This window comes from Roseovarius sp. MBR-6 (genome assembly GCF_040547525.1).
Taxonomy (GTDB): Bacteria; Pseudomonadota; Alphaproteobacteria; order Rhodobacterales; family Rhodobacteraceae; genus Roseovarius.
In genome coordinates this window covers 24380-38694 of the sequence record NZ_JBEPPW010000022.1, presented here as the reverse complement: position 1 = coordinate 38694, position 14315 = coordinate 24380, and the positions used below count along the sequence as shown (strand labels likewise).

General features: G+C 65.3%; 15 protein-coding genes. 3 read left to right on the top strand and 12 right to left on the bottom strand.

The window, feature by feature from the left end; genetic code table 11:
* Positions 1–306 precede the first annotated feature (306 nt).
* Positions 307–3054: an aconitate hydratase AcnA gene (gene acnA, locus ABIE57_RS18190; RefSeq protein WP_354540455.1), complete on the bottom strand. Its 2748-nt coding sequence runs from the start codon at positions 3052–3054 to the stop codon at positions 307–309.
* A 230-nt stretch (positions 3055–3284) separates the two neighbouring features.
* On the opposite strand from acnA, the gene ABIE57_RS18185 reads away from it, so the two are divergent.
* On the top strand, positions 3285–3986 hold the full coding sequence (locus ABIE57_RS18185; protein WP_354540454.1) for a DUF1223 domain-containing protein: 702 nt from the start codon (positions 3285–3287) through the stop codon (positions 3984–3986).
* Between the two features lie 130 nt (positions 3987–4116).
* Here the strand turns inward: ABIE57_RS18185 and ABIE57_RS18180 are convergent, their stop codons facing one another.
* Complete coding sequence (locus ABIE57_RS18180; RefSeq protein WP_354540453.1) at positions 4117–4752, bottom strand: DUF1638 domain-containing protein; 636 nt, start codon at positions 4750–4752, stop codon at positions 4117–4119.
* Between the two features lie 65 nt (positions 4753–4817).
* Complete coding sequence (locus tag ABIE57_RS18175; protein WP_354540452.1) at positions 4818–5522, bottom strand: cobalamin B12-binding domain-containing protein; 705 nt, start codon at positions 5520–5522, stop codon at positions 4818–4820.
* Between the two features lie 335 nt (positions 5523–5857).
* Between ABIE57_RS18175 and ABIE57_RS18170 the strand changes: the two genes are divergently transcribed.
* Positions 5858–5989 (top strand): hypothetical protein, encoded by a 132-nt coding sequence (locus tag ABIE57_RS18170; RefSeq protein ID WP_354540451.1) that lies wholly within the window; start codon positions 5858–5860, stop codon positions 5987–5989.
* Between the two features lie 6 nt (positions 5990–5995).
* Here ABIE57_RS18170 and ABIE57_RS18165 read toward each other — a convergent pair whose 3' ends face one another.
* From ABIE57_RS18165 to yajC, 9 genes are read right to left on the bottom strand one after another with little or no spacing between them, the layout of a single operon-like run.
* Complete coding sequence (locus ABIE57_RS18165) at positions 5996–6523, bottom strand: DsbE family thiol:disulfide interchange protein (protein WP_354540450.1); 528 nt, start codon at positions 6521–6523, stop codon at positions 5996–5998.
* The gene (ccmD, locus tag ABIE57_RS18160; RefSeq protein ID WP_354540449.1) at positions 6516–6674 is read right to left on the bottom strand and encodes a heme exporter protein CcmD; all 159 of its coding nucleotides are present in this window, start codon (positions 6672–6674) and stop codon (positions 6516–6518) included. The genes ABIE57_RS18165 and ccmD overlap by 8 nt, the downstream gene beginning before the upstream one ends.
* A complete protein-coding gene (locus tag ABIE57_RS18155; protein WP_354540448.1) occupies positions 6671–7411 on the bottom strand; it encodes a heme ABC transporter permease in 741 nt (246 codons plus the stop codon). Before ABIE57_RS18155 ends, ccmD begins: the two co-directional genes overlap by 4 nt.
* A 16-nt stretch (positions 7412–7427) precedes the next feature.
* Positions 7428–8084: a heme exporter protein CcmB gene (gene ccmB / locus ABIE57_RS18150; RefSeq protein WP_354540446.1), complete on the bottom strand. Its 657-nt coding sequence runs from the start codon at positions 8082–8084 to the stop codon at positions 7428–7430.
* Positions 8081–8698 carry a heme ABC exporter ATP-binding protein CcmA gene (gene ccmA / locus ABIE57_RS18145; protein WP_354540445.1) on the bottom strand — a complete coding sequence of 206 codons (618 nt, stop codon included), beginning with the start codon at positions 8696–8698 and terminating at the stop codon, positions 8081–8083. The genes ccmB and ccmA overlap by 4 nt, the downstream gene beginning before the upstream one ends.
* A 57-nt stretch (positions 8699–8755) precedes the next feature.
* On the bottom strand, positions 8756–9109 hold the full coding sequence (locus tag ABIE57_RS18140; protein ID WP_354540444.1) for an Mth938-like domain-containing protein: 354 nt from the start codon (positions 9107–9109) through the stop codon (positions 8756–8758).
* A 10-nt stretch (positions 9110–9119) separates the two neighbouring features.
* Positions 9120–9872 (bottom strand): sulfite exporter TauE/SafE family protein, encoded by a 753-nt coding sequence (locus ABIE57_RS18135; RefSeq protein WP_354540443.1) that lies wholly within the window; start codon positions 9870–9872, stop codon positions 9120–9122.
* Positions 9865–12498 (bottom strand): protein translocase subunit SecD, encoded by a 2634-nt coding sequence (gene secD / locus ABIE57_RS18130; protein ID WP_354540442.1) that lies wholly within the window; start codon positions 12496–12498, stop codon positions 9865–9867. The genes ABIE57_RS18135 and secD overlap by 8 nt, the downstream gene beginning before the upstream one ends.
* A gap of 35 nt (positions 12499–12533) precedes the next feature.
* The gene (yajC, locus tag ABIE57_RS18125) at positions 12534–12815 is read right to left on the bottom strand and encodes a preprotein translocase subunit YajC (RefSeq protein ID WP_354540458.1); all 282 of its coding nucleotides are present in this window, start codon (positions 12813–12815) and stop codon (positions 12534–12536) included.
* A 172-nt stretch (positions 12816–12987) separates the two neighbouring features.
* On the opposite strand from yajC, the gene serS reads away from it, so the two are divergent.
* Positions 12988–14280, top strand: a complete 1293-nt coding sequence (serS, locus tag ABIE57_RS18120) for a serine--tRNA ligase (RefSeq protein ID WP_354540441.1) — start codon at positions 12988–12990, stop codon at positions 14278–14280.
* Positions 14281–14315: the final 35 nt, after the last annotated feature.

The following is a 14315-nucleotide window of genomic DNA, read 5'->3' as shown; positions in this document are numbered from 1 at the left end:
CATGTCCGCGCCTCCGTCCAAATGTCTCTCAGGACCGATCTTGCCATGAAGAGGGCGGATCGCCGAGGAGAAACGTGATCATCCGGGATGGAGCACGTATGCCAAAGACCTTTAAACAACCATAGGGTGGGCAGCAACCCAACTCCGCGCGGGGTGTCTGTGTTTTGCGTTGGGGAAGCGTGGTGGGAGATCCTCGGGTCAAGCCCGAGGATGACGGCGTGGGGGGTGGTGAGGGGTCCTCGGGTCAGGCCCGAGGATGACGGGTGCCGGGGGAAAGGGGGCCGGGTGTCCCGGCCCCCGTCCCGATCAGGCCGATTTGGCGAGGTTGCGCAGCACGTAGTGCAGCACGCCGCCATGCTCGACATATTCCTTCTCGATGGCGGTATCGATCCGGCATTTGAGGGTGATCTCCTCGGTCGTGCCATCGGCGCGGGTGAGGGTGCAGGTCACCTCCTGCAAGGGTGTCACATCGGCAAGCCCCTTGATGGTAAAGCTCTCATCGCCCCTGAGCCCCAGCGACTTGCGGCTCTGCCCGCCGGTGAACTCGAACGGGATCACGCCCATGCCCACGAGGTTGGAGCGGTGGATGCGCTCGAAGCTTTCGGCGATGACCGCCTTGACGCCCAGAAGCGCCGTGCCCTTGGCCGCCCAGTCCCGCGAGGAGCCGGCCCCGTATTCGACACCGGCCACCACCACGAGCGGCACGCCCTGGTCCTGCCAGGCCATCGAGGCATCGAAAATAGAGGTCTCGGCCCCGTCCGACCCCTTGGTATAGCCGCCCTCGACCCCATCGAGCATCTCGTTGCGGATGCGGATATTGGCGAAGGTGCCGCGCATCATCACCTCGTGATTGCCGCGGCGGCTGCCGTAGGAGTTGAACTCGCGCACCGGCACCTGACGTTCGGTCAGGTAGCGGCCTGCGGGCGTGGATTCCTTGAACGAGCCTGCGGGCGAGATGTGGTCGGTCGTCACCATGTCGCCCAGAAGCGCCAGCATCCGCGCGTCCTCGATATCGGCGATGGTGCCCGGCTCCTTGGCCATGCCCTTGAAATAGGGCGGGTTCTGCACATAGGTCGATTGCGCGGGCCAGTCATAGGTCTCGCCCTCGGAGGTCTCGACCGCCTGCCATTTGTCGTCGCCCTTGAAGACATCGGCGTATTTCGACTGGAACGCCTCGCGGGTGACGGTCGCCTCCACCAGTTCGGCGATTTCCTTTTGCGTGGGCCAGATATCCTTGAGATAGACCGGGTTGCCGTCGCGGTCCTGCCCCAGCGGCTCGGTCGTCAGGTCGATGTTCATGTCGCCCGCCAGCGCATAGGCCACCACCAGCGGCGGCGAGGCCAGATAGTTGGCGCGCACATCGGGGCTGATGCGGCCCTCGAAGTTGCGGTTGCCCGAGAGCACCGAGGTGGCGATGAGATCGCCCTCGGCGATGGCGTCGGAAATCTCCGCCTGCAAGGGACCGGAATTGCCGATGCAGGTGGTGCAGCCATAGCCCACGAGGTTGAAGCCGATGGCGTCGAGATCCTCTTGCAGCCCCGCCGCCTCGAGATAATGCGACACGACCTGCGAGCCGGGCGCGAGCGAGGTCTTGACCCAGGGCTTGCGCGTGAGGCCAAGCGCCCGCGCCTTGCGCGCCACCAGACCGGCACCGATCATGACATAGGGGTTGGAGGTGTTGGTGCAGGACGTGATCGAGGCGATCACCACCGAGCCGTCACGGATGGCATAGTCCTCGCCCTTGACCGTGACCGATTTGCGCGGGTCGGGCGCAACGGCCGTGGCGGGGCCTTCGGCGTCCATGTCCGCGGCGGCGGCACTCGCATCCTTGCCGCGATATTCGCAGACCACGTCAAGGAAAGAGGCGGCGGAACGATCGAGGGTGACGTAATCCTGCGGGCGTTTCGGCCCCGAGATGGCCGGCACGATGGTGCCCATGTCAAGGCTGAGCGTGTCGGTATAGACCGGCGCATAATCCGAACCGCGCCAGAACCCGTTTTCCTTGGCATAGGCCTCGACCAGCGCCACGCGATCCTCGTCGCGACCGGTATTGCGCAGGTAGCGCAGGGTCTCGTCGTCGATCGGGAAAAAGCCGCAGGTGGCACCGTATTCGGGGGCCATGTTGGCGATGGTCGCGCGATCCGCCAGCGGCAGGTGATCGAGACCGGCACCGTAGAATTCGACGAACTTGCCCACCACGCCCTTCTTGCGCAGCATCTGCACGACCTTGAGCACCAGATCGGTGCCGGTGGTGCCCTCGACCATCGCGCCGGTCAGCTCGAACCCCACAACCTCGGGGATGAGCATGGAGATGGGCTGTCCCAGCATCGCGGCCTCGGCCTCGATCCCGCCCACGCCCCAGCCCAGCACGGCCACGCCGTTGATCATGGTGGTGTGGCTGTCGGTGCCCACCAGCGTGTCAGGGTAGGCCACCACCTCGCCCGACTGGTCGGTATCGGTCCAGACGGTTTGCGCGAGGTATTCAAGGTTGACCTGATGGCAGATGCCGGTGCCCGGCGGCACCACGCGGAAATTGTTGAACGCCCCCTGCCCCCATTTGAGGAACTGGTAGCGCTCCATGTTGCGCTCGTATTCGCGGTCCACGTTCATCTGGAAGGCGCGCGGATTGCCGAACTCGTCGATCATCACCGAATGGTCGATCACCAGATCCACGGGGTTCAGCGGGTTGATCTGCTGCGCGTCGCCGCCAAGCGCCACGATCCCGTCGCGCATCGCCGCCAGATCGACCACGGCGGGAACGCCGGTGAAATCCTGCATGAGCACGCGCGCCGGGCGATAGGCCAGTTCACGATTGGCGCGGCCCCCGTTGGCGGCCCATTCGGAAAACGCGCGGATGTCGTCGAGCGAGACGGTCTTGCCATCCTCGAATCGCAGCATGTTCTCCAGCACAACCTTGAGGGCGGCGGGCAGGCGCGAGAAATCACCCAGACCGGCTGCCTCGGCGGCCTTGATCGAGTAATAGGAGACGGAAGTGTCGCCGACGCGCAGCGTCTTGCGGGTCTTGGCGCTGTCTTGTCCGACTGTGATAGGCATGGGGTGCCGTCCTTTCATGGTCAGGTCTGGATGACGTTTGCCCCGCTTCTGACCGATATTCCGCGCCCGATCAAGAGGCGCGCGGTGCTTTTGTATACTGTTGCACACAATTTGATCCGTGTTTCAGCTTCTCACCTCCGTGTCACGACAGCTTGAGTTGGCATTTCGCGCGGGAACGCCTAGCTTTGGACAGTCAGTTCAACAGGCCGATGCGTCAGGACCGCCCCCTTATGCGACATCTTCTTGCAAGCCTGCTTGTCGGCACTCTGCTGGCTTCCGGTGCCGCCGGGGCCGGTGAGCGCCCGGTGGTGGTGGAACTGTTCACCTCTCAAGGCTGTCCGTCCTGCCCGCCCGCCGACGACTTCTTCGAGGGGCTGGCCGCGCGCGAGGATGTGATCGCGCTGTCGCTGCATGTGGATTACTGGGACTACATCGGCTGGGAAGACACCTTCGCCAGCCCCGAGAACACCGCCCGCCAGCGCGGCTATGCCAAGGCAGGCGGGCGCAAGATGGTCTATACGCCGCAGATGGTCATCAACGGCACCGATCACGTGGTCGGCACCCGCTTTCGCGATGTGATGGCACTGATCGACAAGCACCACGAGGACGCATCGAACGGGCTATCGGTCGATGTCAGCCGCGATGGCGCCTCGCTGCGGCTTGTGGCCTCGTCACAGGCCCCGCGCGACATGCCGCTCGTGGTGCAGCTTGCCCGCTACCTGCCCGAAGAAACCGTCGCCATCGCGCGCGGAGAGAACGAGGGGCGGACGATCACCTATGTGAATATCGTCACCGACCTGATCGAGGTGGCCGAATGGGACACGCTCGGCCCGCTCGAGATGACGGTTGACTGGCCCGAGGGGGCACCGGTGGCGGTGATCCTGCAATATCCCGATTTCGGCACCATCGAGGCGGTGGCGCATCTGCGCTGAACGGCGTGGCCGGGGCAGCGACCGGCCTGAAGCCGTCTTGCGACGCCGCCTTCACGGGATCCCTCAAGTCGGGCGATACCAAGAAAGTTCAAAACTTTCTTGACCGGAATTTTTTCAAAATTCCGCAGCGCTACGCCTGCGCCGCCAGCGCCCCGGCCAGATCGCCATAACCGGTAAAGCGGTATTCATAGGCCAGACCCAGACGGCGTGCGCACTCCTCCGCCTTGGCGCGCAGCGCGGCGTCATCGGTCTGTGCCTGATAGACAAGCTTGGTATAATTGCCGAAAATCATGTCGCGCAACTCCGGGTGCCGATCAAGGCCCATGGGCCGCCATACGAAGGCATCGAACTGTCGCACCAGAAAATCGGTGAGGTAGAAGGCCGTGATCTCGTCATCATGGGCGGCGAACCGGTCCACCCCTTCGTAGAACGAATAGCAATGCGGCCCGGCCACCATTTCAACGCCCATCTCGGCGCATTTCGCCTGCAAGAGGCCGCCGGTGCCGCAATCGGCATAGACCACGAAAATCCGGTCATAGGCCCCCCGCGCAAGCGCGACGGCCTTTTCCACCTCGCCGGTGATGCGCTCGGGGTAAAGGTGCAGCTTGGCGGGAAGGCATTGCAGGTCCATGTGATGCCAGCCGTTGAGGCGCTTGAGCGCGAGAATCTCATGCGCGAGCGCGCCGCAGGCGATGAGCAGGATGCGCCCCTCGCCATCGGCGGCAAGCCCCGTCTCGGTCAGGTCGCGGTCGCTCGGGCCATCCATGCCCCACCTCCCCGAATGCCAACGGCCCGCACGGATGGCGGGCCGTCCTGCGCCTTGTGCAGCGCTCAGCCCGCAGCCAGACGGTTGTGCTTGCGGGCCATGTAGTCCTTGGCCGTCTCCACCGCCACGGCGGCGTCGCGGCAATAGGCGTCCGCACCGATGGCGCGCCCGAATTCCTCGTTCAGCGGCGCGCCGCCCACAAGGATGATGTAATCATCGCGCTTGCCCTGTTCCACAAGCGTGTCGATCACGACCTTCATATAGGGCATGGTCGTGGTCAAGAGCGCCGACATGCCGAGGATATCCGCGCCTTCGGTTTCCAGCGCCTCAAGGTAATTGTCGACCGGGTTGTTGATCCCCAGATCGACCACCTCAAAGCCCGCCCCCTCCATCATCATGCCGACAAGGTTCTTGCCGATGTCGTGGATGTCGCCCTTGACGGTGCCGATCACCATCTTGCCGACACGCGGCGCGCCGGTCTCGGCCAGAAGCGGCTTGAGAATGGCCATGCCGCCCTTCATCGCGTTGGCGGCCAGAAGCACCTCGGGAACAAAGAGAATGCCGTCACGGAAATCCTTGCCGACGATGGTCATGCCGCCCACCAGCGCCTCGGTCAGGACGCGGTAGGGTTCCCAGCCACGTCCGAGAAGAATGTTCACGCCCTCCTCGATCTCTTCCCTGAGACCGTCGTAAAGGTCGTCGAACATCTGCTGGACCAGTTCCTCATCGTCGAGGTCCGAAAGGATGATGTCGTCTTCTTGGTCGGACATGCCCGAAATCCCTGAATACTTGCGCGCGCGCGGTTGCCTGTGCGCAGCTTTCGTCAATTTGTCGCAACGCCACTTTCCGAATTGCGACGCTGCCCGAACCGCGACCGACCTATAGCGGCGATTTGCGCGGAATGTGACTGAATTATCGGCATGAAGATTATCGGTTTTTCACATGTGCCGCTTTCGCGCCCTGTGCGGATTTTCGCCAGAGCAGCTGCGATTTGCCCGGATTTCCGCCGATCACGGGGCGCTGTCGGGGTTGTGCGCCGCCCGGGGCTTTTGTCGCGCGGGGGATGGCCCATCTTGACAGGAGACGAGCACGAAAGGACGCGACAATGCGCACGATACTCATTCTGATGCAGGCCGGATTTCTGAGCGCCATGGCGGTTATCGGGGCGGCCAGCGCCGAGAAGCCTAGCTGTCAGCTTCCCGCCCCGACCGCGCAGCACTGCGAGGTGACGCAGTGACGGCCCTTACCGCGCCGCCTCGATTGCCGGACGGATCGTGCTTTCCAGAACCCGCTCCGTGATCGGCCCGGCAAAGCGCAGCACGATATTGCCCTGCCCGTCGATCACATAGGTTTCCGGCACGCCGTAAACGCCCCAGTCAAGCGCCATGCGCCCGCTCTCATCCGCGCCCATGGCGGCATAGGGATTGCCCAGTTCCGCCAGAAACCCGAGTGCGTTGGCGGGCTTGTCCTTGTAATTCACGCCGTAGATCGTCACCCCTTCGGCGGCAAGGCCCGTGAGGTTGGGATGCTCCACCCGGCAGGGCGCGCACCAGCTTGCCCAGTAATTCACCAGCTTGACCCCCTCGCCCCGCAGATCGGCATCCTGCAACAGCGGTCCCTCCCCCAGCGGCGTGACCTGCACCGCAGGCGCGGGCCGCCCCGCCAACGCCGTGGGCAACTCGTTGGGATTCTCGCGCTGAAGCCCCACCAGCGCCAGCGCCGCAAAACCCCCGAAGACGATCAGCGGGGCCAGCATCAGGGGTTTAAACATCGGTCTTCCTCCGGCCCTCAACCTCATCGAGCGCGCGGCGCACGCGGGCCGAGCGGCGCAGGCTGGCCCAGACCAGCCCGGCGATGAGCAAGAGCGACACGCCATAAGAGGCCAGCACCGGCACCGCGTATTTGCCCAGATCGGGGATCATGCCTGCATCCTTTCCCGCGCCAGAAGCGCACGCATCCGTCTTGCCCTTATTTCGGTGCGCGTGCGCATCAGCACAAGCGCGACGAAAAGAAGCACAAAGCCCGCGATGGAGACCAGCAGCGGATGCCAGAACACATCGGCCACGTTCTCCTTCTTGTCGAGGCTGAGCGAGGCACCCTGATGCAGCCCCTGATTCCAGAAATTGACCGCATAGCGGCTCAGGAGCGCAAAGACCGAGCCGACAAGGCAGAGGATCGAAGTGAGGTCCGCCGCCGTATCATCGTTCTCGATCGCCTCCCAGAGCGCGATATAGCCGAGGTAGAACAGGAACAGGATGAGAAACGAGGTCAGGCGCGGGTCCCAGGCCCACCACGTCCCCCACATCGGCTGCCCCCAGAGCGCGCCGGTCGCAAGCGCAATCAGCGTCATCACCATGCCCACAGGGGCGGCGGCGCGGGCGGCCAGGGCGCTGACATGGTGGCGGCGCACGATCCACACCAGCGACGTGACCAGCATCATCAGCCAGGCATTGATCGCCATCAGCGCCGAGGGCACATGCAGATAGATGATCTTGACGGTCGAGCCCTGCCGGAAATCGTCGGGCGTGAAGAAAAAGCCCCAGACCAGCCCCGCCACCAACAACAGCGCCGCCAGCCACGCGACCGCAGGCAGCACGCGGTCGGTGGTCTCGATGAATTTCTTCGGGTTGGCATAGGCCCAAAGCGTGTTCAGGTTCATGGCGTGGTTCCGTTCGTCATCGCAGGTTGACCCTCAATACCGCAGCCGAGGCGAAAGGCAAAAGCGCGATCGTGCCGCAGGTGATCCCCGCCAGCAGCGCCAGCGGTGTGGTGAGCGCCATGCCCTCGGCCCCGCGCCGCGCCACCTCCGCGCCGAAAATCAGCGTCGGCACATAGAGCGGCAGCACCAGCAGGCTCAAGAGCAGCCCGCCGCGTTTCAGCCCCACGGTCAGCGCCGCGCCGAACGTGCCGATCACGCTGAGCGCGGGCGTGCCGAGCGCGAGCGACACCACAAGCCAGCCAAAGCCCCGCACCGGCAGGTTCAGAAGCACCCCCAGCACCGGTGCCGCCAGCACCAGCGGCAAGCCGGTGGTGAGCCAATGCGCCAGCGCCTTGACGCTGACGATCCCCTCCATCGGCAAGGGCGAGGTGGCCAGAAGATCAAGGCTGCCATCCTCCCAGTCGAGCGCAAGGATGCGGTCCAGCGACAAGAGGCAGGCAAGCAGCGCACCCAGCCACAGGATGCCCGGCGCGATGGTGGCCAGAAGCGCGCTTTGCGGCCCCACCCCGAACGGCACCAGCACCACCACGATCAGGAAAAACGCAAGCCCAAGGCCAAAGCCTCCGCCAGCCCGCATGGCAAGCCGCAAATCGCGCATCAGCAGCGCGATCACAGGAACGCCCCGTCGAAATCATCCACCGCCAGCGGCGCGGCGCGGTAAGGGGCCAGATCGAAGATGCGCGCCTCCGGTATCCGCAGGTCGATATGCGTGGCGACAAGAGCGGCCCCGCCTTGGGCCAGATGCGCGCGCACCGCACCCGCGAACATCGCCACCGCGTCCACGTCAAGCGAGACGGTCGGCTCATCCAGAACCCAGACCCGGCGCCCCGTCACCAAAAGCCGCGCCAGCCCCAGACGCCGCTTTTGCCCCGCCGAGAGCGCCCCCGCGGGGCGGGCGGCGAGCGGACCAAGGTCAAACGCCTCGATTGCCGAAGAAATCCCCTTGGTGCCAAAGACCTGCGCCCAGAAGCTCAGGTTTTCCTCGACGCTCAGCGTGGCCTTGATCCCGTCGGCATGGCCCGCATAAACAAGGCTCTCGGGCGCGGCCTCGACCGACCCCGACAGCGGCGGCTGCAACCCCGCCACCGTGCGCAGCATCGTCGTCTTGCCGATCCCGTTCGGGCCGCGCAGAACCAGCGCCTCGCCAGCGGCCAGCCGCAGGCTCACCCCTTCCAGCACGGGGATCCCCCCGCGCGCCACGCTCAGATCACAGACGCTCAGCACCATGCGCCCTGCCTAGCCCAAAGCCCGCGCCGCGAAAAGCGCCAAAGCCCGCGCCGCATGTCACACCGGCAGCGCCGCAAGCGCGACCCGGCGGCCCTCGGACAAAAGCACGTTATAGGTGCGGCAGGCGGCGGGCGTGTTCATCGGCTCGACACCGATGCCCGCCCCCTCCAGCGCGGACCGCAAGGCGGGCGGCAGATGCGCCATGTCCGCCCCGGTGCCGACAAAGATCACATCCACCTTGCCCCGGAGCGCCAGCAGTGGGGCCGTGTCCGCGACCCCCGCCCAGGAGTGGGCCGATGCTGCCGTGACCAGCATCGCCCCCTCGATCACGCCGCGGCCGACGCGGAAAAATCCCGGCCCGTAGCCCTCGACCGGGGTTGCGCCCGGGAATGTGATCTCGGTCATGCGCATGGGATCCTCCCTATGTCCAGACGGGCAGCCCGCTCAGAACGGCGAGCGCGATGACGCCATAAGCCGCCCAACGGTAAAGCCGCTGATGGCGCGGGTCAAACAGCCGCTGGCCGATCAGCGATGTAACGAAATAGGGCACGGCCAGCGTCAGGGCCAGCACGAAAACCGCCCCCTCGACTGCGCCGCGCAGCAGCAGATTGGCCACGATCACCACGTCGAGCGCGGCCAGAAACAGGATCGTGTTGGCCCGCACGGTCTGCACCATGGCCTGACCGGCAAGGTAGAAGAGGATCACCACCGGCCCGGTCAGCCCTGTCAACCCGCCGATCACCCCCGCCACCGCGCCGATGGCAAGGAGCATGGGGCGACCGACCTGCCCCGAGAACCGCCAGCCCCCGACGAGTGCCGCCAGCGTGCCCCCCGCCACCGCCGCCACGATCCATCGGATCGTGACCGGATCAAGCAACCCCATGAGCCACAGCCCCAGCGGCACCGTCACCAGCGCGGCAAGGGCCAACAGCCCCACCTCGGCCCTGTCCGCCTGTCCCCAGGCGCGCGGCAAAAGCGCCGATGTGCTGGCGATTCCCGTCAGCGTGATCACCGCCACCACCATCTGCGGGGGCAGAAACATCCCCGCCACCGGCACGAAAATCAGCGCCGTGCCAAAGCCGGTGAACCCGCGCACGACCCCCGCCACCGAAATGGCAAGGATCAGCCAGACCAGCCCCGGCGTGGCGAGAACCCCCGCCAGCGCCTCAGGCATCTATGTTGGCGAATTGCGTCCCGGCATTGGCATCGGGCTTGGACCAGTCGCGCGTGACCCCCAGCCACATGAGCACGGTCGAGGCCACGAAGATCGACGAATAGGTGCCCACCACCACACCCCAGATCATCGCAAAGACAAAGCCCCGGATCACGTCGCCGCCCAGCACGTAAAGCGCGATCAGCGCCAGAAGCGTCGTGACCGAGGTCATCATCGTGCGGCTCAGCGTCTCGTTGATCGAAATGTTGAGCACCTCGCGCAGGGATTTCTGCTTGTATTTGCGCAGGTTCTCACGGACGCGGTCGAACACCACCACGGTATCGTTGAGCGAATAGCCGACAATGGTGAGAAGCGCCGCGATGATCGCCAGATCGAACTGGATCTGCAATTCCGAGAACACACCCACCGTCAGCGCCACGTCATGCACCAGTGCCACGACCGCCCCCACCGCGAATTGCCACTCGAACCGCAGCCAGATGTAGAAGAGCACCGCCCCGATGGCGAGCGCCACCGCGATCACCGCCGCCGTGATCAACTCGCCCGAAACCTTGGGTCCGACGCTCTCAACGGAGGTGAACTGAATGTCCGGCACCGCCTGCTGCAAGGCCGCCTCGACCTGCGCGATCACCTCGGGCGAGACGCTCTCGGTCTCGTCCTGCGCCTGGATGCGCACCATGGCCACATTTTCTTCGGGGCCAAAGGTCGGGTCGAACACCTCGGCGATGCTGACATCGCCCAAGCCCAGATCGGAGATGGCAGCACGGTATTGGCCCACATCGACCGGCTGCGCGCTCTGGGTGCGGATGGTGGTGCCACCCTTGAAATCAATCCCGAAATTCAGCCCCTGGATAGCGAAAGAGCCAAGCGCCACAAGGATCATCACCCCCGAGATGCCCAGCCACAGCTTCCAGCGGCTGAAAAAGTCGATCGAGGTCACCTCGGGCACGAGCTTGAGCGCGCGCCCCTGCAAGACCGTCTTGGGCCGCTTGCGCTCGAACCAGATGACGGCGATCAGACGGGTGACAAAGAGCGCGGTAAAGACCGAGGTCAGGATGCCCAGACCTAGCGTGATGGCAAAGCCGCGCACCGGCCCCGATCCCATGGCAAAGAGGATGAGCGCGGTCATGAAGGTGGTGATATTGGCGTCCACGATGGCGCTCATAGCCTTCTCGTAGCCCAGTTCGATGGCGCGCGCCGCGCCCTTTGCCGTCTTCATCTCCTCGCGGATGCGCTCGAATACAAGCACGTTGGCATCCACCGCCATGCCGATGGTCAGCACGATCCCCGCGATCCCCGGCAGTGTCAGCGTCGCCCCGACAAGGCTCAGGAGGCCAAAGATCAACCCGACATTTATGATCAGCGCAATATTTGCAAAAATGCCAAATATGCCATAGCTGAGCACCATGTAGACCAGCACCAGCGCAAAGGCGACAAGGCAGGCGATCTTGCCCGCCGCGATGCTGTCTGCCCCCAATTCCGGCCCGATGGTGCGCTCCTCAAGGAATTCCAGCCCCGCAGGCAGCGCCCCCGCGCGCAAGAGCACCGCCAGTTGCGTGCTGTCCTCGACGGTGAAACGGCCCGTGATGATGCCCGAGCCGCCCGGAATGTGGCTCTGGATCACGGGGGCCGAAATCACCTCGCCGTCGAGCACGATGGCAAAGGGATTGCCGATATTCTGCGCAGTATAATCACCGAATTTGCGCGCGCCGGTCGGATTGAAGCGGAACGACACCGCAGGGCGCCCGTTCTGGTCGAAATCGGGCTGCGCATCGACCAGCTCCTCGCCCGTGACCACCGGCGCGCGCTCGAGAATGTAAAATGTCCCCGGCTCGTCGATAGAGGGCAGGATCTCGTTGCCCGGTCCGGGGGCTTCATCGGGATTGCCGCTGCGGCTCACGACCGGCTGAAAGGTCAGTTGCGCCGTGGTGCCGATCAGCGCCTTCAACTCCGCTGCCGAGCCGATGCCCGGCACCTGAATGAGGATGCGATCCGCCCCCTGCCGCATGATCGTGGGCTCGCGCGTGCCCACCTCATCGACACGGCGGCGGATGATCTCGAGCGACTGGCGCATGGTGCGCTCGTCGGTGGCGCGCTGCTCGGCCTCGCTCAGGCGCACGATGATGTCGGCCCCTTGGGTGGTAACGTCGATGTCGCTCGCGCCCACCCCGGTGAGCGTGGTGACGGGCCGCGCAAGGCCGCGCACCAGCGCCGCCGCCTCGCTTGCCATCTCGGGCCGCTCCACAAGGCGCACGCGCAATTCCGGCCCCTGCGCGGGCTGAAGGCGGATCGGCCCGACGCGGTCGCGCTCTTCCCTCAGCAGGTCGCGCACCTCGGGCCACATGCCCTCCAGCCGCGCCTGATAGACATCGCCCACCTTGACCTCGGCCAGAAGATGCGCGCCCCCCCGCAGATCGAGCCCGAGATTGACCAGCCCCGACGGAAGCCAGTCGGGCCAGAGCGCGAGATCATCGGCCAGACCCGCCGGATCGGCCCCCGCCTCGACCAGGGCTGCGGCGTCGTTATGCCGCTCGACCTTGGTATAGAACCCGTTGGGCAGCGCCAGAAGCAGCCCGAGCGCCACCATCGCCCAGATCGTCACACGTTTCCACAGGTCGATTTGCAGCATGATCGGGCCTTTTCAGAGGGGTCAGGGGGCGCGGCTCAGCCTTCGGCCGGCTCGGTCTTCGAGACGACCTGCGCGATGGTGTGGCGCACCACGCGGACCTTGACGCCCTCGGCCAGTTCCACTTCGATCTCGCTGTCATCCTTGACCTTGGCCACCTTGCCGATCAGGCCGCCCTGCGTGATCACCTGATCGCCCCGGCGCAGCGCCGCGACCATGGCCTTGTGCTCCTTCATCTTCTTCTGTTGCGGGCGGATCAGCAGCAGATACATGATCGCAAATATGAGGATGAGGGGTATGAATTGCGCAAAGGCTTCCATCGGGTCGCGTCCTTCTTGATGCTGCGGGACCTCCCCCGCGAATTGGCGCGAACCTAGGGGGGCGATCGGGGTTTTGCAAGGCACGAAAGGGCGCGGGCGCGCGCCCTGTCCATGCCGCGAAATCTGGTTTATCACGCGGCGTGACGATTCATCCGAGCCGAGGACCAGCCCCATGCACGATATCCGCGCGATCCGCGACAATGCCGCCGCTTTCGACGCCGCCCTCTCGCGGCGCGGTCTTGCGCCGGTCTCGGACGACATCCTAGCGCTTGACGAGGCGCGGCGCGCCCGCATCCACGCCGCCGAGAGCGCACAGGCCGAGCAGAACCGTGCCAGCAAGGACGCAGGTGCCGCCAAGGCCCGCGGCGACGAGGCCGAATTCGAGCGCCTGCGCGCGCTGGTGGCCGAGAAAAAGGCCGAGGTCGCGGCCCTGCAGACGCAGGCGCGCGATCTTGATGTGCAACTGACCGACAGGCTCATGGCGATCCCCAACCTGCCCCATGACGATGTGCCCGATGGCGCGGACGAGACCGGCAACGTGGAATTGCGCCGCTGGGGCACACCCGCCACGTTCGATTTCCGCCCGAAAGAGCATTACGAGTTGCCCGCCGTCACCGCAGGCATGGATTTCGAGGCCGCCGCGAAACTTTCCGGCGCGCGCTTCGTCGTGCTTTCGGGCGCGGTGGCGCGCCTTCACCGGGCGCTGGCGCAATTCATGCTCGACACCCATATCACCGAGAACGGCCTCACCGAGACATGGACGCCGGTGCTGGTGCGCCCCGAGATGATGCAGGGCACCGGGCAGTTGCCCAAATTCGGCGAGGACAGCTATGAGACCACCAATGGCTGGTGGCTGGTGCCCACGGCGGAGGTGACGCTGACCAATCTCGTCAATGGCGAGACGGTGGAGGAATCGAGCCTTCCGCGCCGCATGGTGGCCCATACCCAATGCTTCCGCTCCGAGGCCGGATCGGCGGGGCGCGACACGGCGGGCATGCTGCGCCAGCACCAGTTCGAAAAGGTCGAGATGGTCTCGATCACCCACCCCGACGAGAGCCGCGCCGAATTGGACCGCATGACCGGCTGCGCCGAGGGCATCCTCGAGCGGCTTGGCCTGCCCTATCGCACCATCGTGCTCTGCACCGGCGACATGGGCTTTGGCGCACGCCGCACCCATGATATCGAGGTCTGGCTGCCGGGGCAGAACACCTACCGCGAGATTTCCTCGGTCTCGGTCTGCGGCGATTTCCAGGCCCGCCGCATGAACGCAAGGTTCAAACCGCAAGGCGGCGGCAAACCCGAATTCGTCCACACGCTCAACGGCTCGGGTCTCGCGGTCGGGCGCTGCCTGATCGCGGTGCTGGAGAACGGCCAGCAGGCCGACGGCTCGGTGCGCCTGCCCGACGCGCTCATCCCCTATCTCGGCGGCAAGACCCATCTGAGCGCCGCGGGCACCCTCGCCTGAGCCTCTTCTGGCCGAAAATATCCTCGGGGGGGCCG

What these genes read in the sequence shown, in the direction of transcription:
- acnA (WP_354540455.1), bottom strand. Translation starts at nt 3,054, where the DNA reads ATGCCTATCACAGTCGGACAAGACAGCGCCAAGACCCGCAAGACGCTG.
- ABIE57_RS18135 (WP_354540443.1), bottom strand. Translation starts at nt 9,872, where the DNA reads ATGCCTGAGGCGCTGGCGGGGGTTCTCGCCACGCCGGGGCTGGTCTGG.
- ABIE57_RS18140 (WP_354540444.1), bottom strand. Translation starts at nt 9,109, where the DNA reads ATGCGCATGACCGAGATCACATTCCCGGGCGCAACCCCGGTCGAGGGC.
- ABIE57_RS18155 (WP_354540448.1), bottom strand. Translation starts at nt 7,411, where the DNA reads ATGAACCTGAACACGCTTTGGGCCTATGCCAACCCGAAGAAATTCATC.
- secD (WP_354540442.1), bottom strand. Translation starts at nt 12,498, where the DNA reads ATGCTGCAAATCGACCTGTGGAAACGTGTGACGATCTGGGCGATGGTG.
- ABIE57_RS18170 (WP_354540451.1), top strand. Translation starts at nt 5,858, where the DNA reads ATGCGCACGATACTCATTCTGATGCAGGCCGGATTTCTGAGCGCCATG.
- serS (WP_354540441.1), top strand. Translation starts at nt 12,988, where the DNA reads ATGCACGATATCCGCGCGATCCGCGACAATGCCGCCGCTTTCGACGCC.
- ABIE57_RS18165 (WP_354540450.1), bottom strand. Translation starts at nt 6,523, where the DNA reads ATGTTTAAACCCCTGATGCTGGCCCCGCTGATCGTCTTCGGGGGTTTT.
- ccmA (WP_354540445.1), bottom strand. Translation starts at nt 8,698, where the DNA reads ATGGTGCTGAGCGTCTGTGATCTGAGCGTGGCGCGCGGGGGGATCCCC.
- ccmD (WP_354540449.1), bottom strand. Translation starts at nt 6,674, where the DNA reads ATGATCCCCGATCTGGGCAAATACGCGGTGCCGGTGCTGGCCTCTTAT.
- ABIE57_RS18180 (WP_354540453.1), bottom strand. Translation starts at nt 4,752, where the DNA reads ATGGATGGCCCGAGCGACCGCGACCTGACCGAGACGGGGCTTGCCGCC.
- ABIE57_RS18175 (WP_354540452.1), bottom strand. Translation starts at nt 5,522, where the DNA reads ATGTCCGACCAAGAAGACGACATCATCCTTTCGGACCTCGACGATGAG.
- ABIE57_RS18185 (WP_354540454.1), top strand. Translation starts at nt 3,285, where the DNA reads ATGCGACATCTTCTTGCAAGCCTGCTTGTCGGCACTCTGCTGGCTTCC.
- yajC (WP_354540458.1), bottom strand. Translation starts at nt 12,815, where the DNA reads ATGGAAGCCTTTGCGCAATTCATACCCCTCATCCTCATATTTGCGATC.